Consider the following 24,991-nt stretch of genomic DNA (forward strand, 5'->3'; position numbering starts at 1 on the left):
ATGCGTCGTAATCGGGTTGCGTATCCCGGGCTAAAGTTGTCGTCCATGGCGGGAGCTGAGCGAGTCGACGACCACGCTGTCACCGCACTCGCCGTAGCTGCCGCGGCCGGCGACGCGCGCGCGCTGGAATCGTTCATCAAAGCCACCCAGAAAGACGTCTGGCGCTTTGTCGCCTACCTCTTCGACGGAGTCAGCGCGGACGACCTGACCCAGGAGACCTACCTGCGGGCGATCAGCGCGATCCCGCGGTTCGCCGGCCGTTCAAGCGCCCGGACCTGGCTGCTGGCCATCGCCCGGCGGGTGGTGGCCGACCACATCCGCTACCTCAAGTCGCGTCCGCGCACCGCACCGGGAATCGACCCCGAGCTGCTGCTCGACCGTGACCGGCCCACCCGCGGCTTCGAAGACGTCGTCGAGGTGACCGCGCTGATCGCCGGCCTGTCGACCGATCAGCGCGAGGCATTGCTGCTGACCCAGCTGTTCGGGCTGTCCTACCACGACGCCGCCGAGGTCTGTGGCTGCCCGGTGGGCACCATCAGGTCCCGGGTCGCCCGCGCGCGTGACGCGCTGCTCGCCGACCCCGAGCACGGTGAACTGACCGGTTAGACCGCCGGGTCCGCGCGGGCGGGCCGAGATTCGGCCGGGCGTGAAGCCCGGTCAGAGCCGCCGTCGGCGGAGCAGTCATGGAACGATGGACGGGTAACCAGAGTTTCGAGCTTGGGGAGATCGGTGTCGGCGCTACGTTGGCTGCGGACGGCTGCCGTGGTGGGCGCGACGGCTGTCCTGCTGGCATCCAGCTGCAGCTGGCAGCTCGGCAACCCGATCCCGCAGGGCGTTCCGCCGCCACCGGGTGACCCGGTCCCGCCGGTCAGCACCGACCTCGCGTCCGGCCGGCCCGCCGACCAGCTCTATCAGTGGGCCGCCGAGCGGGCCCCGCTGCTGGGCATCCCGATCACCGCGCTGGAGGCCTACGCCTACGCCGCGCGGGTCGCCGAGGTGGAGAACCCCGGCTGCCACCTGGGCTGGACCACGCTGGCCGGTATCGGCCAGATCGAGAGTCACCACGGGCACTACAACAACGCCACGGTGGCACGCAACGGCGATGTGCGGCCCAAGATCCGTGGGGTCCGGCTCGACGGCTCCGGGGGCAATCTGCACATCGTCGAGGAGGTCCAGCCGGATCTGGCCGACGACGACGGCGTGGTCCGCGCTATGGGTCCGATGCAGTTCATCCCGGAGACCTGGCGGCTTTACGGCGTCGACGCCAACAACGACGGCATCATCAGCCCGGACAACATCGACGACGCCGCGCTGTCGGCGGCCGGCTACCTGTGCTGGCGCGGTAAAGATCTGGCCACCCCCAAGGGCTGGATGACGGCGCTGATGGCTTACAACCAGTCGGAGATCTACGCCCGCGCCGTCCGGGATTGGGCTGCGGCATACGCAGCCGGTCGCCCGCTGTGAGGCGTCCGGTACGGGCTAGGCTCCCAGCAGGCCCTCACTAGGACAAAGCAGTCCCCACTCAGCTCAAGGAGAAGTCAGTGCCCATCATCCAGCAGGTCGGCGCCCGCGAGATCCTCGATTCCCGCGGCAACCCCACGGTCGAGGTCGAGGTCGCGCTGGAGGACGGCACCTTCGCCCGGGCCGCGGTGCCCTCCGGTGCCTCCACCGGTGAGCACGAGGCCGTGGAGCTGCGCGACGGTGGCGCGCGCTACGGCGGCAAGGGTGTGCAGAAGGCGGTCACCGCGGTCCTGGACGAGATCGCGCCGGTGGTCATCGGTATCAGCGCCGACGACCAGCGGTTGGTCGACCAGGCACTGCTGGACCTCGACGGCACGCCGGACAAGTCCCGGCTGGGCGCCAACGCCATGCTCGGGGTGTCGCTGGCGGTGGCCAAGGCCGCAGCCGACTCCGCGGCGCTGCCGTTGTACCGCTACCTCGGCGGCCCCAACGCCCACATCCTGCCGGTGCCGATGATGAACATCCTCAACGGCGGCGCGCACGCCGACACCGGAGTCGACGTTCAGGAGTTCATGGTCGCCCCGATCGGCGCACCCAACTTCGCGGAGTCGCTGCGCTGGGGCGCGGAGGTCTACCACTCGCTCAAGGCCGTGCTCAAGAAGCAGGGCCTGGCCACCGGTCTGGGCGACGAGGGCGGTTTCGCCCCCGACGTCGCCGGCACCACCGCCGCGCTGGACCTCATCAGCACCGCGATCGAGGCCACCGGCCTCAAGCTGGGCAGCGATGTGGCGCTGGCGCTCGACGTCGCGGCCACCGAGTTCTACACCGAGGGCAGCGGCTACGCGTTCGAGAAGCAGAACCGCACCGCTGAGCAGCTGGCCGAGTTCTACGCCTCGCTGCTCGACAGCTACCCGCTGGTGTCGATCGAAGACCCGCTGTCCGAGGACGACTGGGACGGCTGGGTGTCGCTGACCTCGGCGATCGGGGACCGGGTGCAGCTGGTCGGTGACGACCTGTTCGTCACCAACCCCGAACGTCTCGAGGAGGGCATCGAGCGGGGTGCGGCGAACGCGCTGCTGGTCAAGGTCAACCAGATCGGCACCCTGACCGAGACCCTGGACGCGGTCACCCTGGCTCACCACAGCGGTTACCGCACCATGATGAGCCACCGCAGCGGCGAGACCGAGGACACCACCATCGCCGACCTGGCGGTGGCCGTCAGCAGCGGCCAGATCAAGACCGGCGCTCCGGCCCGCAGCGAGCGGGTGGCCAAGTACAACCAGCTGTTGCGTATCGAGGAGGAACTCGGCGACGCAGCCCGTTACGCCGGCGAGCTGGCCTTCCCCCGTTACGCGCCGGAGAGCAAGTAGCAGCCAGGGGCCGCTGCCATGTCCGATCCGAAACGGCCCGACGCCAAGCGGCGCGCCGCGACGTCGCGGCCGGGACGGGGCGGAGAAAACGGACGGGCGCGCCCGCGCCGGGCGCCGGCGGTACGCCGAGGGACCACCAGCTCGCGAACCCCGGCGCCGTCGCCGGCCGGAGCGGTCAAACGCGCCATCGCGGCGGCGGCCGAGCAGAGCTCGGAGCTGCGGGTGGGGTTCACCGCCCGGCGGGCGGTGATCCTGGCCGCGGTGATGTGCGTGCTCACCCTGACCCTCGCCGGGCCGGTCCGTACCTTCTTCGCCCAGCACGCGGAGATGAAACAGCAGTCCCAATTGGAGGACACCCTGCACCGCCAGATCAGCGACCTGCAGCAGCAGAAGGCCAACCTGGACGATCCCGCGCACATCCGGGCGCAGGCCCGCCAGCGGCTCGGCTTCGTCATGCCCGGCGAAATCCCGTACCAGGTGCAGCTGCCCGGCGCACCGGAGATGCCCGGCGAACCGGGCGCCGACTCCCCGGCCTTGGCCAGCGATGATCCCTGGTACACCGCGCTGTGGCACACCATCGCCGACGCGCCACACCCCGCGCCGGTGCCGCCGGGCCCCCCGGGACCGCCCGGTCCGCCGGGGCTGCCCGCCCCGCCTGTACCGGTGGTGCCCCGTGGTTGATCGCGCCGACCTGGACACGGTGAGCCGGCAACTGGGCCGCGAGGCCCGCGGCGTCCTGGAGATCTCCTACCGGTGCCCCAACGGCGAGCCCGCCGTGGTCAAGACCGCCCCGAAGCTGCCCGACGGGACACCGTTTCCCACCCTGTACTACCTGACGCACCCGGCGCTGACCGCCGCGGCCAGCCGGTTGGAGTCTTCCGGCCTGATGGCCGAGATGACCGAGCGGCTGCAGCACGACCCCGAGCTAGCAGCCCGCTACCGGGCCGCACACGAGTCCTATCTCGCCGAACGGGATGCGATTGAGCCGCTGGGCACCACGTTCACCGGCGGCGGGATGCCCGACCGGGTGAAATGCCTGCACGTGCTGATGGCGCATGCGCTGGCCAAGGGCCGCGGGGTCAACCCGTTCGGTGACGAGGCGCTGGCGATATTGACGGCCGAACCGGCGATGGCCGGCATCCTGGCCCCGCAGGACTGGCTATGACACGCGTCCTCGACGGGGCACAACGCAGTGCTGCCGTGAAGCGGTGCGCATGAACGCGGTGGCGGGAATCGACTGCGGCACCAACTCGATTCGGCTGCTGATCGCCGAGCCGGTGAACGGCGGCCTGCGCGACATCCATCGCGAGATGCGCGTCGTGCGGCTGGGCGAGGGCGTCGACGCGACCGGGCGATTCGCCCCCGAGGCGTTGGAACGCACCCGCGCGGCGCTGGCTGACTACGCTGATCTGCTGCTGGCCCACGGTGTTTCACGAGTGCGGATGGTGGCCACCTCGGCCACCCGGGACGCGGCCAACCGCGACGTGTTCTTCGCGATGACCGCGCAGGTCCTGGGCCGGGCGGTACCGGGCACCGTGGCCGAGGTCATCACCGGAGCGCAGGAAGCGCAACTGTCCTTCCGCGGCGCGGTCGGCGAGTTGGACGGCGCCGACGGACCATTCGTGGTCGTGGATCTGGGGGGCGGATCCACCGAGGTGGTGCTCGGGGATCCCGAGAACGGGGTGGTGGCCAGCTATTCGGCGAACGTGGGCTGTGTCCGGGTCACCGAGCGGTGCCTGCATTCCGACCCGCCGACCGCTGCCGAGGTTTCGGCTGCCCGCGACATGGTCCGCGGACTGCTCGGCGAAGCGGTCGCGGCCGTGCCCGTCCAGCGCGCCCGGACCTGGGTGGGGGTGGCCGGCACCATGACGACGCTGGCGGCGTTGGCGCTCGGTCTGCAGAAGTACGACCCGGCAGTGATTCACCTGTCGCATACCGGCTTCGACGAGTTGACGGCGGTCTGCGACCGGCTGATCGGGATGACCCGTGCCGAGCGGGCCGCGCTGGGTCCGATGCATCCCGGCCGTGTCGACGTGATCGGCGGCGGCGCGATCGTCGTCCAGGAACTGGCCCGGATCTTCGCCGAGCGCGCCGGTATCGGCGAGCTGGTGGTCAGCGAACACGACATTCTGGACGGAATCGTGTTGTCGATCGCTTAGTGGCCCCACCCGGGCCGGGTGCGGCCGCAGCGTAATCGAGCCGTTAAGGACGCCGCGTCGAGCGTAAAGAAAGCGTCAACGGCCACCACCGTGCCGGTTGAGCGGGTCTAGCTTCAGGGCAGGCGGGTTCCCGAGAAGGAGACCACGTGGCTGTCGTTGCGTACCTGATCCTGACGGTGGTGCTCTTCGCCCTGCTCGGCGCGGTGCTGAGGTGGGTGGAGCGACTGTGAGCATCGCCAACGCCGTCGGTCTGGCACTGACCGTTCTGGTGCTCGCGCTGCTGGTCGCGGCGCTGCTCTTCCCGGAAAGGTTCTAGTTGACCACGGCGGCCGCGTCGGCGGTGTTCCTGTCCTCGCTGGTGGTGGCGCTGGTTATCGTGCACGCCCCACTGGGGGACTACATGCACCGGGTCTACGCCCGCGAAACCCATTCCCGCGGTGAACGATTCATTTACCGCATGATGGGTGTCGACCCCGGGCGCGAGCAGACCTGGGTCGGCTATGCGCGCAGCGTGCTGGCTTTCTCGGCGGTGTGCGTGGTGTTCGTGTTCGCGGCGCAGTTGGTGCAGGGCGCGCTGGTGCTGCATCGCCCCCATCCGGCGGGCGCGATGACTGCCGGGCTGGCGTGGAACACCGCGGTCAGCTTCGTCACCAACACCAACTGGCAGGCGTACGCCGGGGAATCGGCCCAGGGGCATCTGGTGCAGATGGCCGCCTTGGCGGTGCAGAACTTCGTGTCCGCAGCGGTCGGGATGGCGGTGGCCATCGCCTTGGTGCGCGGCTTCGCGCGACGGCGCACCGCGGTGCTGGGCTCATTCTGGGTTGATCTGGTCCGCGGCACCCTGCGCATCCTGTTGCCCATCGCGACGCTTGCCGCCGTCGTCTTGATCGCCGGCGGCGTCGTCCAGAACTTCCACGTCGAAGACCAGACCCTGGCCACGATCGCAAGCGCGCCGCAGACCCTTCCCGGTGGCCCGGTGGCCAGCCAGGAGTCCATAAAGCTGTTGGGCACCAACGGGGGTGGCTTCTATAACGCCAACTCCGCGCATCCCTTCGAGAACCCCACCGCGTGGACCAACTGGTTGGAGATCTTCCTGCTGCTGGCCATCGCGTTCTCGCTGCCCCGAACGTTCGGGCGCATGGTGGGCAGCGCCAAGCAGGGGCACGCCATCGTCGCCGTCATGGCTGTGCTGGCCGTCATCGGCGTCGGCCTGCTCAGCGGGTCGCAGCTGGCGCACCACGGCACCGTTCCCACCGCGGTCGGGGCCGCCGGCGTAGGGGTCGAGCAGCGCCTGGGGGTCGCCGACTCCGCGGTCTTCGCCGCCGCCACCACGCTGACATCCACCGGCGCGGTGAATTCCGCGCACGACTCCTACACCAGTCTGGGCGGCCTGATGACGATGGTCGACATGCAGCTCGGGGAAGTGGCGCCCGGCGGTGCCGGTTCCGGCCTCTACGGACTGCTGATCCTCGCCGTGATCACGGTGTTCGTCGCCGGTCTGATGGTGGGGCGTACCCCGGAATATCTGGGGAAGAAGATCACGGCGCGCGAAATCAAGCTGGCGGCAAGCTATTTCCTGGTGATGCCGGTGGTCGTGCTGGCCGGCACGGCCATCTCGATCGCCCTGCCGGGACCGCGCTCGGCGATGAGCAACACCGGCCCGCACGGACTGTCCGAGGTGCTGTACGCCTTCACCTCCGCGGCCAACAACAACGGTTCGGCGTTCGCAGGCCTGGCCGCCGACGGGACGTGGTACGAGACCGCACTGGGAATCGCCATGCTCATCGGCAGATTCGTGCCGATCATCATGGTTCTCGCGCTGGCCGGGGCGCTCGCCGCGCAGGGCCGCACCCCGGAATCGATCGGCACGCTGCCCACCCACAAACCCCAGTTCGTGGGTCTGGTGGTCGGCGTGACGGTCATCCTGGTCGCACTCACCTTCCTGCCGTCGCTGGCGCTGGGGCCGCTGGCTGAAGGGCTGCACTGACATGCTCCCGGCCCTGGCCGCCTCCCCGTCACCGCAGACCGCGCACCGGCAGGTGCCCAGCGGCCTGATCGACCGCGCCCTGCTGGCCCGGTCGCTGCCCGCCGCGCTGCGCAAGCTCGATCCCCGCACCCTGTGGCGCACCCCGGTGATGCTGATCGTCGAGATCGGCGCCGCGTGGTCGACGGTGTTGGCGATGGGCGATCCGAGTTGGTTCGGCTGGCTGACCGTGGGCTGGCTGTGGCTCACGGTGGTGATCGCCAACCTGGCCGAGGCGGTCGCCGAAGGCCGCGGCAAGGCGCAGGCCGACGCGCTGCGAAAGTCCAAGTCCGACACGGTCGCGCGCCGGCTCCGCGGCTGGACCCCCACCACGCCCGGCTCCGAGGAGGCCGTCGCGGCGCCGCTGCTGCAACGGGGCGACGTCGTGGTGGTCGAGGCGGGCGAGATCATCCCCGGCGACGGCGACGTGGTGCAGGGCATCGCCTCGGTGGACGAATCGGCGATCACCGGCGAATCGGCGCCGGTGATCCGGGAATCCGGCGGAGACCGCTCGGCGGTCACCGGCGGAACCCGGGTGCTCTCGGACCGCATCGTGGTCCGGATCACCCAGCAGCCCGGACACAGCTTCGTCGACCGGATGATCGCGCTGGTCGAAGGCGCCAACCGGCAACGGACCCCGAACGAGATCGCGTTGAACATCCTGCTGGCCGCCCTCAGCATCATCCTGGTGATCGCCGTGGCCACCCTGCAGCCGCTGGCGATCTACTCCAAGACCAACAATCCCGGTGTCGCCGACACCGCGGCGCTCAACGGCAACGGCGTCACCGGCATCGTTCTGGTGGCGCTGCTGGTCTGCCTGATCCCCACCACGATCGGGGCGCTGCTGTCCGCCATCGGGATCGCCGGCATGGACCGGCTGGTGCAGCGCAATGTGCTGGCCATGTCCGGCCGCGCGGTGGAAGCCGCCGGCGACGTCAACACCCTGCTGCTGGACAAGACCGGCACCATCACCCTGGGCAACCGGCACGCCTCGGAGTTCCTTGCGCTGACCGGGGTGAGCGCCGCCGAACTCGCCGACGCCGCCCAGCTGTCCAGCCTCGCCGATGAAACCCCCGAGGGGCGCTCGATCGTCGTCTATGCCAAAGAGGCCTACGGGCTGCGTACCCGCACACCGGGCGAACTGATGGCCGCGACCTGGGTCGAGTTCTCTGCGCTGACGCGCATGTCCGGGGTGGACATCGGCGGACGCCAACTGCGCAAAGGCGCCACCCATGCGGTGGCGGACTGGGTGCGCGGCCACGGCGGCGAGATCCTCACCGAACTCGGCCAGATCGTCGACGGTATCGGCGCCGCCGGTGGCACCCCGCTGGTGGTCGCCGAAGTGCTCATCGGCGGACCCGCCAGGGTGCTCGGTGTCATTCACCTGCGCGACGTGCTCAAGCAGGGCATGCGCGAGCGGTTCGACGCGATGCGCCGGATGGGCATCCGGACCGTGATGATCACCGGCGACAACCCGCTGACCGCCAAGGCGATTGCCGATGAGGCCGGGGTCGATGACTTCCTTGCCGAGGCCACCCCCGAAGACAAGCTGATGCTGATCAAACGGGAGCAGCAGGGCGGTCGGCTGGTCGCGATGACCGGCGACGGCACCAACGACGCCCCGGCGCTGGCACAGGCCGATGTCGGGGTGGCGATGAACACCGGCACCAGTGCCGCCAAGGAAGCCGGCAACATGGTGGACCTGGACTCCGACCCCACCAAACTCATCGAGATCGTGGAGATCGGCAAGCAGCTGCTGATCACCCGGGGCGCGCTGACCACGTTCTCGATCGCCAACGACATCGCCAAATACTTCGCCATCATCCCGGCACTGTTCGTGGCGATCTTCCCGGGACTGGGCCTGCTCAACGTGATGCGGTTGCACAGTCCGCAGTCGGCGATCCTGTCGGCGGTGATCTTCAACGCGCTGATCATCGCCGCCCTGATCCCGCTGGCGCTGCGCGGAGTGCGCTACGTCGCGGGCAGCGCGTCCGCGCTGCTCAACCGCAACCTTGCGGTCTACGGCCTGGGCGGCATCGTGGCCCCGTTCCTCGGTATCAAACTGATCGACCTGCTGGTGCAGCTGCTACCCGGGATGGCCTGAGATGAGGATGACGGACGCGGTCCGGGGCCACCTGGTGGCGCTGCGGGCACTGCTGGTGTTGACCGCCATCCTGGGCATCGGCTACCCGCTGTTCGTCTGGCTGGTGGCGCAGATCCCCGGTCTGCACAGCCGCGCCGAAGGCTCACTGATCACCGTCGACGGCCGGCCGGTCGCCAGCGCCCTGATCGGGCAGTCGTTCACCGACGCCGCCGGCCGTCCGTTGCCCCAGTATCTGCAGAGCCGACCGAGCGCAACCGGTTACGACACGCTGGCAAGCGGGGCAAGCAATTTGGGCCCGGAAAGCGTGGTCGACCGGCCCGCGCACCCGAGCCTGCTCAGCGAAGTCTGCACGCGCAGCGTAGCCGTGGCACAGGTGGAAGGCCTGGGTGCGGCGGCCGGGGCGCGGCCGTTCTGCACTCCCGGCGGAAAGGGCGCGGTACTGGACGTTTTCGGCCCGCGCGATGCCCACGGCGCCGTCACCCATCCAAGCCGTGTGGTCAGCGTCAACGAACCGTGCCAGGCCGGCAGCGCACCCTTTATGGCCGAATTCCACGGCGTCCGGGTGCAATGCGCGCAGCCGGGCGAGGACTATGCGGCCGGCCGCATCGTGCCGATCCGGGGGGCGGCGCCCGGGCATCCCCGGGTGCCGGCCGATGCGGTCACCGCCGGCGGCAGCGGCCTGGACCCCGACATCTCACCGGCCTACGCCGACCTGCAGGCCGAGCGGATCGCGAAAGCGCGGGGTATCAGTGCAGCCGACGTGCGCGCGGTGATCGGCGCCCATCAGCGCGGCCGGCTGCTGGGATTCCTCGGCGAGGCCCGGGTGAACGTGGTCGCGGTCAACCTGGAATTGGACCGCCTGCACCCTGTCGCCGGTTGCTGCCGGGGCGGATGATCGAACTGTGAGCCCTTACGACTCGCCTTGCAAGCGTGGGGAGTTGCGCATCTACCTCGGTGCGGCGCCCGGTGTCGGCAAAACCTACGCAATGCTCGGGGAGGCCCATCGGCGGCTGGAGCGGGGCACCGACGTGGTGGCGGCGGTGGTCGAGACCTACGGCCGGCGGCACACCGAGGAACTGCTCGAGGGAATCGAGGTGGTCCCGCCGCGCTGGATCGACTACCGCGGCAAGCGTTTCCCCGAACTCGATGTCGACGCCGTGCTGGCGCGACGGCCGCAGGTGGCGCTCGTCGACGAGCTGGCCCACACCAATACGCCGGGAAGCACCAACCACAAACGGTGGCAGGACGTCGAACAACTGCTCGCTGCCGGAATCACGGTGATCTCCACACTCAATGTGCAGCACCTGGAGAGCCTCAACGACGTCGTCGCCGAGATCACCGGCGTACAGCAGCAGGAGACCGTGCCGGATGCGTTCGTCCGGCAGGCGTCGCAGCTGGAACTCGTCGACATCGCTCCCGAAGCCCTGCGCCGACGACTCGCTCACGGAAACGTCTACGCACCGGAGAAAGTCGACGCGGCCCTGTCGAACTTCTTCCGGGGCGGCAACCTCACAGCGCTGCGGGAACTGGCGCTGCTGTGGGTGGCGGACCAGGTGGACGCCGCGCTGGCCAAATACCGCGCCGACAACAAGATCACCGCCACCTGGGAGGCCCGCGAGCGTGTGGTGGTGGCCGTGACCGGCGGCCCGGAATCGGAGACGCTGATCCGGCGTGCCTCACGGATCGCGTCGCGGTCCGGGGCGGAGCTGGAGGCACTGCACGTGCTGAACGGCGACGGGCACGCGGGCTTGCCGCCCGCGCGGATCGGGAAGATCCGCGAACTGGCCGGCAGCCTGGGCGCTGCACTGCACGTCGTCGTCGGCGACGACGTGCCGAGCGCGCTGCTGGACTTCGCTCGCGAAGTCAACGCCACGCAGCTGGTGATCGGGACGTCACGCCGGTCCCGCTGGGCGCGGCTGTTCGAGGAGGGCATCGGAGCCACGGTGGTGCGCCGGTCCGGCAAGATCGACGTCCACATCGTGACCCACGAGGAGTCCCGGAGCGGCATCCGTATGCCGGTGATGTCCGCCCGGCAACGTCGCGCCCTGCCGTGGCTGGCGGCGGCGTTCGTACCCGCGGCGGTGTGCGCCGTCACCGTGAAACTGTTGGACCCGCTGCTCGGGGTGGGCGGCGAGAGCGCGCTGTTCTTCGTCAGTGTGCTCGTGGTGTCGCTGCTGGGAGGCGTTGGGGCGGCAAGTGTTTCGGCGGTGATATCGGGGTTGCTGCTCAACTATTTCCTGATCGACCCACGCTACAGCTTCACCATCGCCGACACCGATTCGGCGATCACCGAGATCGTCCTGCTGTTGGTCGCAGTTGCCGTCGCGGCGCTGGTGGATCGTGCCGCCGAACGCGCCCGCGAGGCCGGCCGTGCGTCACATGACGCGGAGCTTTTGGCCCTGTTCTCCGGGGCGGTGCTGCGCGGCGCCGATCTTGCGACGCTGCTGGAACGCGTGCGGGAGACCTACGCGCTGCGGGCGGTGAGCCTGCTGCGGATGCGCACCCCCGCCGACACGGAATCCGGGCGCACGATCATCGCCACCGTGGGCGAGGCACCGCAGTTGACCGTCGAGTCCGCCGACACCGCGATCGACGCCGACGAGGAATTCTGGATGCTGCTCTCGGGAAGACAGTTGGCGGCCCGTGACCGACGGGTGCTGTCGGCGGTGGCCAAACAGGCTGCCGGTCTGGTCAGGCAGCGTGAACTGGCCGCCGAGTCCACCCGCGCCGAGGCCGTCGTACGCGCCGATGAACTGCGCCGCTCGCTGCTGTCGGCGGTCAGTCATGACTTGCGGACCCCGCTGGCCGCGGCCAAGGCCGCGGTGTCGAGCCTGCGCGCCGACGACGTCGGATTCTCACCGGAGGACACCGCCGAACTGCTGGCCACCGTTGAGGAATCGGTCGACCAACTCACCGCACTGGTGGCCAACCTGCTCGACTCCTCCCGGCTGGCCGCCGGGGTGGTGCGACCGGAGTTGCACGGGGTGTATCTCGACGACGCTGTGGAACGCGCCATGGGAAGTATCGGCCGCGGCGACACCGGCTTTCGCCGTACCGGTATCGAGCGTGTCGCCGTCGACGTGGGCGACGCGGTGGTGCTGGCCGATGCGGGGCTGCTGGACCGGGTCCTGGCCAACCTGCTGGACAACGCCCTGCGCTACGCCCCGACCGGCTCCGTGCGGGTCAGTGCATCCCGGCTCGGCGACCGGGTGGTGCTCAACATCGCCGACCAGGGCCGGGGCCTGCCGCCGGGCGGCGAGCGCCTGTTCGAGCCCTTCCAGCGCAGCGGCGACCAGCACAACACCACCGGGATCGGGCTGGGCCTGTCGGTGGCGCGAGGGTTCGCCGAAGCGATGGGCGGAACCCTCTGCGCCACCGAGACACCGGGCGGCGGGCTCACCATGGTGCTGGATCTGGCCGCGCCGCCCGAGCCGTGACTCAGTGCTTCCAGATGACCTTGTCGACTCCGGCGGCGTCGCGGTAGACGACGCTGTCGGGCGCCGTGCCGTTTTTGACGTCGAAGTAGAGCCGGCCAGTGGTCTGGCTGCCCGTCGCGATAGGCGTGTTGGGCAGGCCGTCGGTTTCGTTGCCCTTCATCACCGCAAACGTCGAGCTGTTGACGGCGCGGGCGTTGAAGTCGGCGATATTGGGTGTCGGAGTGCCGCTTACCGCGCGCGCGGTGACGTCCGAATACCAGATCCCGTCATTGTGCCCGCTGGGCTGCAGGTTTTCGACGGTGTAATCGATAGCTCCGCCGGGGCTCTGGATTTCTTGCGAGTCGCCGAAACCGACCACCTGAGGGTCGGCCCATGCCGGCGCCACTGCCAGCATTCCTGCCGCCGCGAGGCCGGCCGTTGCCACGGCTGTTTTCTTGGCGATGTGGGAGAACATCACGGTATTGCTCCTTCCGCTTGGTTCGGAAGGCATATCCGCGCCGACGGAATTCAAAACCTGCAATTCACACCTCGAAGCGATAACCCATCCCCGCCTCGGTGAGCAGATGCTTGGGATTCGACGGATCGTCTTCGAGTTTGCGCCGCAACTGAGCCAGGTAAACCCGCAGGTACTGGGTCTCCTTGGCGTAGGCCGGACCCCACACCTGGGTGAGCAATTCGTCGCGGCCCACCAATTTGCCCCGGTTGCGCACCAGCATCTCCAACATGCCCCACTCGGTGGGGGTCAAGTGCACCTCGCCGCCGTTCTTGATGACTTTCTTGGCCGCCAGGTCCACGGTGAACGAAGAGGTCTCGACTATCGGCTGGTCGATCTCGGCGGTGGCGGTATTGCGCCGTGCGGCGGCCCGCAGTCGAGCCAGGAATTCGTCCATTCCGAAGGGTTTGGTGACGTAGTCGTCGGCGCCGGCGTCCAGGGCCTCCACCTTGTCGGCGGAATCAGTGCGCGCCGACAGCACGATCACCGGAGCCGTCAGCCAGCCGCGAAGCCCGGCCAGCACCTCGATGCCGGAGATGTCGGGCAGCCCCAGGTCCAGGATCACCACGTCAGGGCGCTGCTCAGCGGCGGCGCGCAACGCTCCGGCCCCGGTCGAGGCGGTGACGACTTCGTAGCCGCGCACCGACAGGTTGATCTTCAGCGCGCGCAGGATCTGCGGCTCGTCGTCGACTACCAGAACCCGTGTGCTCATCAGCTCTCTCCCCCCGGTGCGGCCAGATCTATCACCATGGTCAACCCGCCACCGGGCGTCTCCGTCGCCGTGATGGTGCCGCCCATCGCCTCGGTGAAGCCGCGCGCCACCGACAGCCCCAGGCCGACCCCGCTGGTGTTGTCGCGGTCGCCGAAGCGCTGGAACGGACCGAACACATACGCCTCGCCCCCCGGGGGCAGGCCGCGGCCCTCATCGGCGACGTTGATCAGCACCCGGTCTCCGACGCGGCCGGCCGTCACCCGCACCACGCTGTCAGAGGCGTAGCGCAACGCGTTGTCGATCACGTTGGCCAGCACCCGTTCCAGCAGACCGGCGTCGGCCATCGCCACGGTCGCCCCGACCTCGACCTTCACCTGGTCCACTCCGGCCCGGGCGAAGGCGCTGCTGCGCTTTCCGATTCCGACCAAAGCGCGCTGCACCACCTCTTCCAGGTAGACCTTGGTCAGCTCGGGCCGGATCACACCGGCCGCCAGCCGCGAGGAGTCCAGCAGGTTGCCCACCAGGTCGGTGAGTTGGTCGATCGATTCCTCCACGGTGGCCAGCAGTTCGGCGGTGTCGGCGGGGGAGAAGTCGACGTCGTCGGCGCGCAGGCTCGACACCGCCGCCTTGGCCGCGGCCAGCGGGGTGCGCAGGTCATGGCTGACCGCCGACAACAATGAACGGCGCAGCTCATCGGTGCGCATCACCGCGTCGGCGCGGTCGGCCTCGGCGGCCAGTTCCTCCTGGCGGACCAGTCCGGCGGCCTGCCGGGCCACCACCGACAGCACCCGCCGATCACGTGAGGCCAACTGCCGGCCGGCCATCAGCATCCAGAATTCGTTGTCGCCCACATCGATCGAGGTGTCCGCGAGATCGACCGAGGTACACGGTTCTTCGCCCACCGAGGCCACCACCTGGGTAGTCGCGGTGTTGTTCGACACCCGAACCAGGCTGACCGAGCGCTGCGCGTAGGTCTCGCGAACCCGCTCGAGCAGGGTGTCCAGATCCGCGCCGCGCAGCACTGATCCGGCGAACAGCGTCATCAGTTCGGCTTCGCGTGAGGCCCGGCCGGCCTCCCGGCTGCGGTTGGCGGCGCTGTCGACCAGGGCCGCCACCGCCACCGCCACCAACAGCAGCACCACTTCGGTTACCGCGGCGTCGGTTTCGGCGACGGTGAAGTCGTGACGCGGCGCGAGCAGGAAGTAGTTCAGCAGCACTCCCGACAACACTGCCGAGAGCACCGCCGGGCCGATCCCGCCGAGCAGGGCCACCAGCAGCACACCGACGAAGAACAGCGCACTCAGACCGGTCTCCAGGTAGCGGTCGAGCAGGCCCACGGTGATCGCGCACATCACGCAGGGCACCACGACCGCCGCCAGCCAGGACACTGCGCGCCGTTCCGGCGGCGAGAGCGACAGCGCCCGCAGACCCGGACGGGCGGCGTCGGTGGTGACGATGTGCACGTCGATGTCGCCGGAGTGCTGCACCACCGCCGCACCGACGCCCTCGTCGAAGATGCGCGCCCAGCGCGACCGCCGGGAGCTGCCGATCACCAGCTGGGTGGCGTTGACGTCACGGGCGAACTCCAGGAGCCCGGTCGGCACGTCGTCGCCGATCACGGTGTGCAGCGAGGCTCCCAGGCTGATCGCCAGCTGGCGCATTTTGCCGACCCACGGGGCCGGTGCTCCCGACAGGCCGTCGCCGCCCAGGACGTGCAGCACCAGCAGTTCACCACCGGCTTTGGAGGCGATCCGGGACGCCCGGCGCACCAGGGCCTCGGATTCGGGTCCGCCGGTGACCGCTGCCACGATGCGTTCCCGGGCCTCCCAGGTCTCGGTGATCTTCTTGTCGGCCCGGTACCGGGTCAGTGCGGCGTCGACCTGCCCGGCCAGCCACAGCAGCGCCAGTTCCCGCAGCGCGGTCAGGGTCTCGCCGCGGAAGTAATTGGCCAGCGCCGCATCCACCTTCTCCGGGGGATAGACGTTGCCGTGGGACAGCCTGCGGCGCAGTGCTTCCGGTGCGATGTCGATGAGTTCGATCTGCTCGGCCCTGCGCACGACCGCGTCGGGGACGGTGTCGAGCTGGGGGGTCCCGGTGATCTTGGCGGCGACGTCGCTCAAGCTCTCCAGCTGCTGGACGTTGAGGGTGGAGATGACGGTGATGCCCGCGTCGAGCAGTTCTTCGATGTCCTGCCAGCGTTTGGCGTTGCGGCTGCCGGGCGGGTTGGTGTGGGCGAGGTCGTCGACCAAGACCACCTGCGGGTGGCGTGCCAGCACCGCGTCGACGTCGAGTTCGCCGCCGGGCTCGCCGACGATCTCGAGGCCCTGCAGCAGTTCGGCAGTCTTGGGGCGGCCGTGCGTCTGCACCGCGGCGGCCACCACATCGGTGCCGCGCTCGGCGCGACGGTGGGCTTCGCCGAGCATGGCGTAGGTCTTCCCGACTCCGGGCGCAGCCCCTAAGTAGATGCGGAGTTCACCGCGCCGGGGGCGCTGGCTCACGACACTCACCCGACCATCATCCCGGCAAACGGCGTCCTCAGCCAGCGGCGACGGGCCGTGCCATCACGGTGGGCTTGAACCCGTAGCGCGGGTTGCTCGACCCCGAGCCGCTGCGCGCCGCCGCGGCCGCCGCCGGAATCCCGGCCCCGACGGCGTTGACCGTGCCGGCCTCCTCGGCGTCGGTCCAACCGTGGCTGACCAGGGTGGCGGCATTGTCGGGAATGGACGTCGCCGTCGCCGGCACCGCCGCGGGCCAACTGGACGGCACCGACAGCCCGCCGGCCGCGGCGGCCTTGCCGAGGCCGGCCAGCACCGGTGCGCCCCCGGAAGCCGCCCCGGCCGGGGCGCCCACGGAGTCCGCCAGCACCATCAATCCCGCCGCGTCGGCCGCGGGTCCGTGCGCGATGGCGATGGCGCTGGCGATACCGGCGAACATGTGCCACACACCGGCGTTGCTCAACGCCGAACTGTAGGTCTGCAGTCCGTTCCAGATCCCGATGTTCTGGGTGGAGCCGATGAAGTTGGACAGGAAGTCGGCACCGCCCTGCGCCGGCAGTGACGCCGCGGCCGGGCCGGCCAGGGTCTGCACGGCCGCGGGCAGACCGGAGACCAACTGCGACAGGCCGTCCTGGGCGCTGCCGGCCGACGCCTGGGCCACCGCGGCGCCCTGACCGGCCAGGCCGGCCGGGTTGGTGCCGGGTGCCGGGGTGTTCAGCGGTTGCAGCACCCCGGCCAGCGACGACGAGGCCGCGTAGCCGTACATGGCCAGGGCATCCTGCGCCCACATCTCGGCGTACTGGGCCTCCACCGCCGCGATCGCCGCGGTGTTGAGCCCCAGGAAGTTGGTCGCCACCAGGGCCGCGAACTGTGCCCGGTTGGCGGCCACCACCGCCGGCGGCACCGTCATCGCGAAGGCCGCCTCGTAGGCTGCGGCCGACGCCGATGCCTGAGCCGCGGCGTGCTCGGCGGCAGCGGCGGTGGTGTTGAGCCAGCCGATGTAGGGCCGGGCGGCGGCGGCCATCGCCGCGGCGGCCGGGCCGCGCCAGGTCTCCTCGGTCAGCGTGGAGATCACCGACTCGTAGCTGGCCGCGGTGGTGGCCAGTTCGGCGCCCAGCGCGTTCCAGGCCGTGGCGGCAGCGGTCATCGGCGCGGCGCCGGCGCCGGCGTACATGCGTGCGGAGTTGATCTCGGGGGGCAGGGCTGCGTAATCCATGTCGGCGAGATCCGTCCTAGACGATCGGCTTACGGGGCATCACAACCGGCTTGACGCCGTAGCGCGGCCGGCCGAACCCGTAGCGGCCGCGCTCGGCGGGCGCCACGGGAGCACCGGCGGGCAGCGTGGCCGCACCGTGCGGTGCGGCGGCCGGGCCGGCGGCGGCGAGCGGGCGGGCGGTGGCGGCCGGTTCGGCTTCGGCGGCCCAGGTGGGCGGCGCCGAGAGCTTGTTGACCGGGGCGGCCTGGCCGGCGGCCGCGGCCACCGGGGCTCCGGCGGGGGCCGGTGTGGTCTGGGCGACCAGTTCGGCGTCGACGGCGCCGGTGATGTGGTGGACCACGCCGGACGGGTTGGTGATGAAGCCGGTGCCCAGGCTGGTGAACGCCGAGGTGCCGGAGGCCAGGTTGCTGGCCTGCATGGCGGCCAGGATGGCGGAGTTGCTGGCGATTCCACCGAGCCCATAGGTCGGGTCGGCGGCGGCGCCCGTTCCGGCGTTCGCCAGGCTGGACGCGGTGCCCAGCCCCGCGGTGGAGGTGGCCGCCGCGGAGTTGGCGGACTCGGTCTGTCCATAGGACTCGGCGCTGGTGCGCAGGGTGTGGATGAACAATTCCTGCATGGCCGCGGCCTGGGCGCTGATCTGCTGATACAGCGTGCCGTAGGCGGAGAACTGGGCGGCCTGCAGCGCGGAGACCTCGTCGGCGGCGGCCGGGGCCAACCCGGTGATCGGGCTGGCCACGGCCGCGTTCTGGGCGTTGAGTCCCGCGGCGATCGTTTGCAGGTCACCGGCCGCCGCGGTCAACGCCTCGGGATGGGTGGTCAGGAACGACATGACAGCTCCTCGCGAAGAGTGGAGCCGGCCCCTGCGGGGCCGGGTTATCGCTCCACTTTTTCGCTCGACCTGCGGCTGTGAGGTGTCGTTAACGAGTTCTTAACGGTATGGCACGGATTATTGACGGTTTGCTATCAGGCCCAGCTGGACCCGACGGCGGCGTCGGTGCCGGCCATGTTGTTGCCGGCTGTCTGCACCTTCTGCCCGTGGGCGTTGGCCTGCTCGTAAATGACCTGGAAGTTGCGCCCGAGGGCGGTCACGAACTCCTGGCAGGCCACCGAGCCGGCGCCGCCCCAGAAGTCCCCGGCGGCCAGCACGTCGTGCACGATCGCCTGGTGTTCGGCCTCCAGGGCGGCGGCCTGGGCGCGGATCAGCGCGCCGTGGGCGTCGACATCACCGAACTGGTAGTTGATGGACATCGGAATCATTACTCCTTGTTGTTGTGATTGGGTTAGCTGCTCAGGACCTGCTGCGAAGCAGCTTCCTGCTGTTCGTAGAGGTTGGCGTCACGGAGCAGTCCGTCGCGCACGTCGTGCAGCATCTTGACGATGTTGCTGAACGCGGTCTGCATCTGCCCCATGGTGTCGTAGGACGTGCGTTCGGCCAGCCCGCCCCAGCCGGAGCCGGAAATGCTGGTCGTCGACGCCCACATCCGCCGGGCTTCGTCCTCCACGGTCTGCGCGTGGGCGTCGAAGCGGGCCGCCGTTGCACGCATGGCGTGCGGGTCGGTCATGAAACGGGTGGTCATTGTTCTTTCTCCTTGGGTTGTTCTGTTTTCACTGCTCAGCCGGCCGCCACCGGATGGATGGTGACGGTGGGCCGAAATCCGTAGTTGTTGGCGTTGGTCGAGGAGTTGGCGCGTGCGGCCATCGGTGCGATGGGCATCCCGGCGGGCATGGCGCCCGCGCCGCGCTCGGCCGCGGCCGGCAGGGCCGCGCCGGCGAGCGCGGTGGTGCTGTTGCCCACCGTGGCGCCGGCGGAGGCCCATGTCGGGGGGACCGACAACAGGCCGACCGAGGCCGACCGCCCCATGCCGGCCACCACGCCGGCGCTTTTGCCCGCCGCGCCCAGCGCGCCGCTACCCAGCGTTCCGGCCGAACTGGCCAGCCGCGCCGCGCCCGTCAGGGCGGGGGCCGCATACATAGGCGCCGCGGCCAGCGCGGATGTCGCGGGGCTGCCGTCACCGGCGCTGCCGAAGATGCCCAGCATGTTCGACAACACACCCATCAGGTTCGAGCCACTCGAGCTCGCCATCGAGGTCAGGTCGGCGGGGTTCAGCAGGCCGCTCAGCATCCCCTCTGCGGCCGACGACCCGGACTGCAGCGGCGACGAAAAGCTTTGCAGCGCTGAGGGGATCGCCGAGATCAGCTGGGAGACGCCGCTCAGGCCTGCCGGGCTGGTGCTGGTGACGGGCTCGGTGAACGGGGTCACCTGTGCGGCGGCCGCCGCCGAGCCCGCGTAGCCGTACATGGCCGCGGCGTCCTGGGCCCACATCTGCGCGTACTGCGCCTCGGTGGCCATGATCGCCGGGGTGTTCTGGCCCAGCAGGTTGGTCGCGACCAGCATCATCAACAAGCTGCGGTTGGCCGCGATCAGCGGCGGCGGCACTGTCATGGCGAACGCCGTCTCGAACGCCGCCGCGGCCGCGGTGGCCTGGGTGGCGGTCTGCTCGGCCAGCTCGGCGGTGGTGTTCAGCCACGCCACGTAGGGCGTGACCGCGGCGATCATCGCCGCCGACGACGGGCCCGTCCACGGCCCGCCGGCCAGCGTGGTGACCACCGCCTGATACGCGGCGGCCGTCATGCCCAGTTCCACGGCCAAGCCCTGCCAGGCGGTGGCGGCGGCCAGCATGGGCGCCGCTCCCGGTCCGGTGTAGATCCAGGCAGAGTTGATCTCCGGGGGCAATGCCCCGAACTCCAACATTTCTCGAATCCTTTGTGTGTCTGTGGACCTAGCGGGCTGCGATCGCGTTGGCGGCCTCGGTCGCCTCGTACGCGCCGGCGCTGGTCATCAAGGTGGTGACGAACATCTGGTGAACCGCATCCGCCTGGGCACTGACCGCCTGGTACAGCCCGGCGTGCGCAGCGAACTGGGCGGCGGTCAACGCCGACACCGGGTCCGCCGCAGCGGGGATCACACCGGTTGTCGCCGGGGCGGCCGCCGCGTTCTGGGCGGCCATCGCCGAGCCGATACCGGTCAATTCGCCGGCCGCGGCCGTCAGCTCTGCGGGCTGAGCGCTCACGAACGACATCAACGACATCACCATCTCCTCATCGAACGAGCCGGCACCGTGCCGGCCACGAGATCCACAGTGCCGATGCGCCGCTCGGAAAGCTCGTGTCCTTACGCGCTCTTAACGCCCCCGGAACGAACCTTGATGAGTCCTTGATGTCCGCATCCCGTCTGCGCCGCAAATCCCCACTGTGCCTGCGGATTTGCCGCCTAGAGGCGGGTCGGAGACGGCCGACAAGTTGGCGTCGATTTGTGAGGCAGGTCTCTGCTCGCGGGTCGGCTACAAGGCTGATTTGTGGGCAGCCGACAGGCCTTGGATGGGGCTGGCCGGGCGCGGATTGCGGTGCCGGCGTGCCCGCGGTGGGGGAGTGTGGCGCTACGCCGGAGTGCCGATGGCGCGGAGAGTGCTCTCAACCGTCGTCAACACGAACCAGTCAACCCCTTCCAGGGTGGCTACTTCGACCTGGTCGATGGTGCGCCACGGGACCCGGAGCTTGATAGAACACCGGTTTCAGTCACCCAACTTCAGCCGTAATCGTCCTCGGGAAGGGGATGTCGTCACGTGCAATGTCGTGCGGGAAACACGGCGAAGTCGCAATGACGCTGGGCGGGTATCCCGGCGGGTTGGACGCCCTGATCTGGAAGGTGTAACCATCCGGCGAATAACCGAACCTGTTGGGTTTACGGAAATCGTCGCGCTCGAAGACCCACCAGCCCCAGCTCGTCCAGATGTCGCCTGTCTGGGTGATGAGCTTGTCGGCGTCGACCTCTGAGGGCACAGTCAGGTCGCCGGTTGCCGTGAACTCGACCGGCGGGTTGGTGTTGAGGGGTGAATCGTTGCATGGCACGGCGGTGGTGCCGCCGCTGTATCGACTCGCGTCGAAGGCGATTCCAGGAGGTAGCGCGGTAAGTGTCTTCTTGAGGTATGCGAGCACCGTGTCCTGGGCTTGTTGCTGACTCGTCGGCGTGACGACAATCGCTTTCCACCCCGGAGGGGGCGGGGGTGCCGATGTCATGGTGGAACCTCCCGAAATAGTTGCCCCTGTGGGGACAGGCGGACCCAGCGGTTGTTCGGTGTGGCAGCCGACTGTCAGAAATCCGAGCAGCGCAAGTGCCATGATCTGCTGAAGCTGCGCAATACCGCGCCGGTACTCGTTGCCCATGATGTCTAGCCCCCTACCGGGTAGGGAGCTTGCACGCCGCCGATCACCGCGCCCAGGTTGGCCAGCGACGGAGTGTTCGCATCCCAGTAGCTGCCGTGGGTTTTCAGGCTCGGGAAGAGTCCGCCCGGTCCTGTGCCAACTCCACTTCCGGCGAAGAGGTTGTTTGCTCCGAAATCCGCGCCCATCGGGTCGGGCCCGAGGGTATGGGAAGTGACGACGTTGGCGAGGCTGATCGGATCGAACGGGTCAGTCATGGCATACACCGTGCCCCCGGGGTTGATGTTCAGGTCGCTGGCATGGTCTACCAGCATGCCTGGGCTGGCGACCGCGATGACATTGTCGGCGGCCAGATGGTGCCCGTCGCTGGCCGCCGCTCCGACCAATGTGGTGCCGTAGCTGTGCCCGATCACGGTGTCGGTGGACGGTGCTCCGATGTGCGAGGCCCGCATCCCGTTCTCGAATGAGTCGAGGGCACCGGCCCCGTGCTGGGCGTAGCTGGGCCACGGCGCCTGTTCCAGTACAGACATCGGGCGGTCATACGCCATCCAGGTCGTCACCGATACGTCTCCGGTGTGGAGGTCGCGGTTAGCAACCATCGCCGCGTCGTACATCGCCGCTGCCCTGGTCATGTTGCCCCCGACGTGGGTGAGGTCGTCGCCAGTTCCGGGCACCAGGACGGCGTTGTGGCTGGCATTGTCGGGATTGCCGATCGACACCGCGGCGTGGCCCTTGTCATCGAGGAAACCCAGGTAGCGAGACGGGCCATCTTTCGGCGCCTTCATCGCGTTCTGCACGCCCTGATACTCCGCCAGCGAGTGCTTGGCCGCTTGTAGTTGCGTTCCGAGAGCAGCTAGCTCGCTGCTTGTCTCCGGGCTGTGATCGCCCATGTAGACCTGGCGGGCCAGGTGGTCGTAGCGCCCTTGCATCGAATCGACGTTGGCCTGGGCATTGGCCATCAGCTCGGGCAGATGACGTTCGTTGTTGTAGTGGTTCTTGTCTGCGAACGGCATCCCCGGGTGGTTGCCGATGAAGTGGTCGCTGTCGTAGACGGCATCTTTCTGGTCCTCTGACAAGTGAGTCCACCACTGCGTGAACTGCTGCGGATCATCCGGCGGAAGGTCCGGCCCCCGCACGCCAACACCACCTGCACCGCCGTCGGCGCCCTCGTCGCCGAAGCTGAACTCGTGCAACCCCGCGCCGGCTGCGGTGAGGTTGCGGGAGAGGTCATCCTCGTCGTGGACGAGTTTGTAGACCTTGGACATCAGGTAGCTGCGGTGGCCCTCGGCTGCCAGTTCACGCTGTTCCAACTCGGCGGCGGAGCGGTACCAGGTGATCCGGTCGGTGACGGACCAGTCTTCACCGACCGTGAAGTTGTCGTTCTCGATTTCGTCCACGGTGTCGAGCACCGAACTCTTGGTGCCGTCCTGGGCATCGGCACCGCGCTCGGCGATCCCTGCGAGGGTGTCGGTGGTATCAACGGGCGTGCGGATTTTCACCAGGTCGAGGTAGGCGCGGTCCTGGAAGGCTTCGGCACCTGAACCGGTCCACTCGGTCCCGCCGGGGCGCATGGAGGCTTGATGCACCTCGGTGAATGCGGACTCCCACGTGCGGCCGAGGTTTCGCCAGGCGGCTGCGCTGGCCCGCAGGTGATCCCAGCTGGCAGCGCGGACCTCGGAGAGGGTCGGTAGACCAGACATCGGGTGTTACCTGCCTACGCCGAATCCGCCGGCTGCGCCGTCGTCGCCACCGGCTGCGCGCGGGACCCGGGGGGTGATGCCCGGCGGCAGCCCGCCGGCCCCACCGTCGCCGCCCGGGCCGGCGGGCAGGTGCGAGGCCACCGCGGTGAGGCGCTGCGCCCCCTGCTCGTCCTGGTCCTGGTATTCGGTCGCTGCTTTGGTGAGCTTGCTCCCGTTCGCGGTCATCCGGGATTTGCAGGCGGTGCCGATGGCGCTCATCGCGGCGTTCACCGCGCCCGTGGCTGCGCCGGTGGACTGCCAGGTGGACAGAGTCACGGTCGGCAGAGCCGGGGCGACTGTCGCGGCGAGAGTTTCGCAACGTTGCGCGACGGTACGCAGACCTTCGGGGGTGACCTTGAGGGTAGGGGAGGTCATTGGGGAACTGTATTTGAAGGACGCGATTCAGGGGATAGACCCAACCCTCTCGTCTGTCTGGAAGAAACTCAAGGTCGAGTTGCCGATCGACCGAACACTTTGGTGTTCCCAGGCGGAAGGGCGGTTCCTACGGCTCGGTGAGTACCGCTGGGCATTCGGCAACGCGTGCGCAGACGTCGGTATAGACGGGCTGATGTCCCCACGGCCTAAGGCACCCCACCGCGTCACTGGCGATCAGTGCAGGCGCTAACGTCAAAGTCGTGCAGAAACTCCTAGGGCATGCGACAGCGGCCTTGAAGGCCATCGAGAGCGCTGCGGTATCACGGCGGTATTCGGAACGTCAGGCCGAGGCGGCCTCAAACAGGCTCTGACCTGCAACGCCCCCATAGCCCAATTGGCAGAGGCAGCGGACTTAAAATCCGCACAGTGTCGGTTCGAGTCCGACTGGGGGCACGGTGTTTGTGTTGGTAATCGGGTTGGTGGCCCGTGCGACTGCCGATGACTGCCCGCCGCGTCAACCGTCGATCCGCGCCACCGGCGACCAAGGCCGGGGCTGTGCGGCGCGCCTCAGCGTCCGTCGGCCGCCTGCGCGGCGAGCGCGTCCCGGACCGGGCCCAGCGCATGGTCGAAGCGCCGATCAGGGTCCAGGTGGCCGTACTCGGCGGCCCCGCTGGGACCGAACACGACGACGATCTCGATCTCCTCGTCGAGCTGGACCCCGACGGTCCCGCGGACCAAGATCAGGTCCCCGGTCGGGGACCCGGGGCGCAGAAATCGGGTCGGCGGGCCCGGCAGCGCCGACACGTCGGCCACGAACCGGCGGGCCGGGGCGGCCAGGTCGGCCAGGGCGCCGGCTGTTTCCTCGAACTACGGGGACGAGTCGCGCGACAGCCCGCCCGGCACCTGCTCGTCGGGGAGCTCGTGGGCCGTCACCGAGCCTCCGGCGCGGTCGATCCCCCCGGCTGGCGCGACGGCCGCGCACCCGAGCGACGTACCGGAGATGGCCTGGCAGGCCGGCCTCGGACTTGTCGGATCAACTGGGTGAGGTTCTCTCGTCTCGCGCCGCGGGATCGCGCGCATCACAGTATGGCGCCTAAGTGTTGTGACCTCGGAGGTTGTTGACGGCGTGCCTGCTTGAAATGGGGAGGACCTCCTGACGGAGTGGATGTGTCTGGCATCTACCCGT

24 protein-coding genes and 1 tRNA gene are annotated in these 24,991 nt (G+C 69.3%); 12 read left to right on the forward strand and 13 right to left on the reverse strand.

Going from position 1 to position 24,991, the window contains the following annotated elements:
• The first annotated feature begins 45 nt into the window (after positions 1-45).
• The 11 genes from sigC to LI92_RS04520 all read left to right on the forward strand — a co-directional run bounded on the left by sigC (position 46) and on the right by LI92_RS04520 (position 12,554).
• Positions 46-606, forward strand: a complete 561-nt coding sequence (gene sigC / locus LI92_RS24260) for an RNA polymerase sigma factor SigC (RefSeq protein ID WP_286134854.1) — start codon at positions 46-48, stop codon at positions 604-606.
• Positions 607-729: 123 nt separating this feature from the next.
• A complete protein-coding gene (locus LI92_RS04475; RefSeq protein ID WP_046316390.1) occupies positions 730-1,464 on the forward strand; it encodes a lytic transglycosylase domain-containing protein in 735 nt (244 codons plus the stop codon).
• A 77-nt stretch (positions 1,465-1,541) separates the two neighbouring features.
• Entirely contained in the window at positions 1,542-2,831 is a 1,290-nt protein-coding gene (gene eno, locus LI92_RS04480; protein WP_046316393.1) for a phosphopyruvate hydratase, read from the forward strand.
• An 18-nt stretch (positions 2,832-2,849) separates the two neighbouring features.
• Positions 2,850-3,512, forward strand: a complete 663-nt coding sequence (locus LI92_RS04485) for an FtsB family cell division protein (RefSeq protein WP_046316395.1) — start codon at positions 2,850-2,852, stop codon at positions 3,510-3,512.
• The gene (locus LI92_RS04490; protein ID WP_046316397.1) at positions 3,505-3,996 is read left to right on the forward strand and encodes a DUF501 domain-containing protein; all 492 of its coding nucleotides are present in this window, start codon (positions 3,505-3,507) and stop codon (positions 3,994-3,996) included. The genes LI92_RS04485 and LI92_RS04490 overlap by 8 nt, the downstream gene beginning before the upstream one ends.
• Positions 3,997-4,045: 49 nt before the next feature.
• Positions 4,046-4,990 (forward strand): Ppx/GppA phosphatase family protein, encoded by a 945-nt coding sequence (locus LI92_RS04495; RefSeq protein WP_046316399.1) that lies wholly within the window; start codon positions 4,046-4,048, stop codon positions 4,988-4,990.
• Between the two features lie 226 nt (positions 4,991-5,216).
• A complete protein-coding gene (locus tag LI92_RS24265) occupies positions 5,217-5,306 on the forward strand; it encodes a potassium-transporting ATPase subunit F (RefSeq protein ID WP_046316401.1) in 90 nt (29 codons plus the stop codon).
• Positions 5,307-6,977, forward strand: coding sequence for a potassium-transporting ATPase subunit KdpA (gene kdpA, locus LI92_RS04505; protein ID WP_046316403.1), 1,671 nt, complete (start codon positions 5,307-5,309; stop codon positions 6,975-6,977). It abuts the gene before it with no gap.
• Between the two features lies 1 nt (position 6,978).
• Positions 6,979-9,117 carry a potassium-transporting ATPase subunit KdpB gene (gene kdpB / locus LI92_RS04510; protein ID WP_046316404.1) on the forward strand — a complete coding sequence of 713 codons (2,139 nt, stop codon included), beginning with the start codon at positions 6,979-6,981 and terminating at the stop codon, positions 9,115-9,117.
• Position 9,118: 1 nt separating this feature from the next.
• Positions 9,119-10,012: a potassium-transporting ATPase subunit C gene (locus LI92_RS04515; RefSeq protein WP_046316406.1), complete on the forward strand. Its 894-nt coding sequence runs from the start codon at positions 9,119-9,121 to the stop codon at positions 10,010-10,012.
• 7 nt (positions 10,013-10,019) lie between these two features.
• Positions 10,020-12,554 carry a sensor histidine kinase gene (locus tag LI92_RS04520; RefSeq protein WP_046316408.1) on the forward strand — a complete coding sequence of 845 codons (2,535 nt, stop codon included), beginning with the start codon at positions 10,020-10,022 and terminating at the stop codon, positions 12,552-12,554.
• A gap of 1 nt (position 12,555) precedes the next feature.
• Here the strand turns inward: LI92_RS04520 and LI92_RS04525 are convergent, their stop codons facing one another.
• The 12 genes from LI92_RS04525 to LI92_RS04580 all read right to left on the reverse strand — a co-directional run bounded on the left by LI92_RS04525 (position 12,556) and on the right by LI92_RS04580 (position 23,805).
• Entirely contained in the window at positions 12,556-13,011 is a 456-nt protein-coding gene (locus LI92_RS04525) for a DUF1942 domain-containing protein (protein WP_046316410.1), read from the reverse strand.
• 64 nt (positions 13,012-13,075) lie between these two features.
• Complete coding sequence (locus tag LI92_RS04530) at positions 13,076-13,759, reverse strand: response regulator (protein ID WP_046316413.1); 684 nt, start codon at positions 13,757-13,759, stop codon at positions 13,076-13,078.
• The gene (locus LI92_RS04535) at positions 13,759-16,266 is read right to left on the reverse strand and encodes a DUF4118 domain-containing protein (RefSeq protein WP_046316415.1); all 2,508 of its coding nucleotides are present in this window, start codon (positions 16,264-16,266) and stop codon (positions 13,759-13,761) included. Before LI92_RS04535 ends, LI92_RS04530 begins: the two co-directional genes overlap by 1 nt.
• 28 nt (positions 16,267-16,294) lie before the next feature.
• On the reverse strand, positions 16,295-17,470 hold the full coding sequence (locus tag LI92_RS04540) for a PPE family protein (RefSeq protein WP_046316417.1): 1,176 nt from the start codon (positions 17,468-17,470) through the stop codon (positions 16,295-16,297).
• Positions 17,471-17,486: 16 nt separating this feature from the next.
• Complete coding sequence (locus tag LI92_RS04545) at positions 17,487-18,299, reverse strand: PE family protein (RefSeq protein ID WP_046316419.1); 813 nt, start codon at positions 18,297-18,299, stop codon at positions 17,487-17,489.
• Positions 18,300-18,433: 134 nt separating this feature from the next.
• On the reverse strand, positions 18,434-18,718 hold the full coding sequence (locus tag LI92_RS04550) for a WXG100 family type VII secretion target (protein ID WP_046316439.1): 285 nt from the start codon (positions 18,716-18,718) through the stop codon (positions 18,434-18,436).
• A 32-nt stretch (positions 18,719-18,750) separates the two neighbouring features.
• The gene (locus LI92_RS04555; protein WP_046316422.1) at positions 18,751-19,047 is read right to left on the reverse strand and encodes a WXG100 family type VII secretion target; all 297 of its coding nucleotides are present in this window, start codon (positions 19,045-19,047) and stop codon (positions 18,751-18,753) included.
• A 35-nt stretch (positions 19,048-19,082) separates the two neighbouring features.
• Positions 19,083-20,222, reverse strand: a complete 1,140-nt coding sequence (locus tag LI92_RS04560) for a PPE family protein (RefSeq protein WP_046316424.1) — start codon at positions 20,220-20,222, stop codon at positions 19,083-19,085.
• Between the two features lie 28 nt (positions 20,223-20,250).
• Positions 20,251-20,550: a PE family protein gene (locus tag LI92_RS04565; RefSeq protein ID WP_046316441.1), complete on the reverse strand. Its 300-nt coding sequence runs from the start codon at positions 20,548-20,550 to the stop codon at positions 20,251-20,253.
• Positions 20,551-21,046: 496 nt separating this feature from the next.
• Entirely contained in the window at positions 21,047-21,694 is a 648-nt protein-coding gene (locus tag LI92_RS04570; RefSeq protein ID WP_046316426.1) for a hypothetical protein, read from the reverse strand.
• A gap of 5 nt (positions 21,695-21,699) precedes the next feature.
• Positions 21,700-23,391, reverse strand: coding sequence for an alpha/beta hydrolase (locus LI92_RS21805; RefSeq protein ID WP_052740702.1), 1,692 nt, complete (start codon positions 23,389-23,391; stop codon positions 21,700-21,702).
• Positions 23,392-23,397: 6 nt separating this feature from the next.
• A complete protein-coding gene (locus LI92_RS04580) occupies positions 23,398-23,805 on the reverse strand; it encodes a type VII secretion target (RefSeq protein WP_082109548.1) in 408 nt (135 codons plus the stop codon).
• Positions 23,806-24,184: 379 nt separating this feature from the next.
• Between LI92_RS04580 and LI92_RS04590 the strand changes: the two genes are divergently transcribed.
• Positions 24,185-24,258: transfer RNA gene (locus LI92_RS04590), tRNA-Leu, on the forward strand.
• Between the two features lie 114 nt (positions 24,259-24,372).
• On the opposite strand, the gene LI92_RS04595 is transcribed toward LI92_RS04590, so the two are convergent.
• The gene (locus tag LI92_RS04595) at positions 24,373-24,609 is read right to left on the reverse strand and encodes a hypothetical protein (RefSeq protein WP_152665332.1); all 237 of its coding nucleotides are present in this window, start codon (positions 24,607-24,609) and stop codon (positions 24,373-24,375) included.
• Positions 24,610-24,991 lie beyond the last annotated feature (382 nt).

Source organism: Mycobacterium sp. UM_Kg1 (genome assembly GCF_000972925.1).
Classification (GTDB): domain Bacteria; phylum Actinomycetota; class Actinomycetes; order Mycobacteriales; family Mycobacteriaceae; genus Mycobacterium; species Mycobacterium hiberniae.

What these genes read in the sequence shown, in the direction of transcription:
- LI92_RS04495 (WP_046316399.1), top strand. Translation starts at nt 4,046, where the DNA reads ATGAACGCGGTGGCGGGAATCGACTGCGGCACCAACTCGATTCGGCTG.
- LI92_RS04565 (WP_046316441.1), bottom strand. Translation starts at nt 20,550, where the DNA reads ATGTCGTTCGTGAGCGCTCAGCCCGCAGAGCTGACGGCCGCGGCCGGC.
- LI92_RS04530 (WP_046316413.1), bottom strand. Translation starts at nt 13,759, where the DNA reads ATGAGCACACGGGTTCTGGTAGTCGACGACGAGCCGCAGATCCTGCGC.
- LI92_RS04570 (WP_046316426.1), bottom strand. Translation starts at nt 21,694, where the DNA reads ATGGGCAACGAGTACCGGCGCGGTATTGCGCAGCTTCAGCAGATCATG.
- LI92_RS04555 (WP_046316422.1), bottom strand. Translation starts at nt 19,047, where the DNA reads ATGACCACCCGTTTCATGACCGACCCGCACGCCATGCGTGCAACGGCG.
- LI92_RS04485 (WP_046316395.1), top strand. Translation starts at nt 2,850, where the DNA reads ATGTCCGATCCGAAACGGCCCGACGCCAAGCGGCGCGCCGCGACGTCG.
- LI92_RS04550 (WP_046316439.1), bottom strand. Translation starts at nt 18,718, where the DNA reads ATGTCCATCAACTACCAGTTCGGTGATGTCGACGCCCACGGCGCGCTG.
- LI92_RS04560 (WP_046316424.1), bottom strand. Translation starts at nt 20,222, where the DNA reads ATGTTGGAGTTCGGGGCATTGCCCCCGGAGATCAACTCTGCCTGGATC.
- LI92_RS21805 (WP_052740702.1), bottom strand. Translation starts at nt 23,391, where the DNA reads ATGTCTGGTCTACCGACCCTCTCCGAGGTCCGCGCTGCCAGCTGGGAT.
- kdpB (WP_046316404.1), top strand. Translation starts at nt 6,979, where the DNA reads ATGCTCCCGGCCCTGGCCGCCTCCCCGTCACCGCAGACCGCGCACCGG.
- LI92_RS04515 (WP_046316406.1), top strand. Translation starts at nt 9,119, where the DNA reads ATGAGGATGACGGACGCGGTCCGGGGCCACCTGGTGGCGCTGCGGGCA.
- LI92_RS04545 (WP_046316419.1), bottom strand. Translation starts at nt 18,299, where the DNA reads ATGTCGTTCCTGACCACCCATCCCGAGGCGTTGACCGCGGCGGCCGGT.
- sigC (WP_286134854.1), top strand. Translation starts at nt 46, where the DNA reads ATGGCGGGAGCTGAGCGAGTCGACGACCACGCTGTCACCGCACTCGCC.
- LI92_RS04580 (WP_082109548.1), bottom strand. Translation starts at nt 23,805, where the DNA reads ATGACCTCCCCTACCCTCAAGGTCACCCCCGAAGGTCTGCGTACCGTC.
- LI92_RS04540 (WP_046316417.1), bottom strand. Translation starts at nt 17,470, where the DNA reads ATGGATTACGCAGCCCTGCCCCCCGAGATCAACTCCGCACGCATGTAC.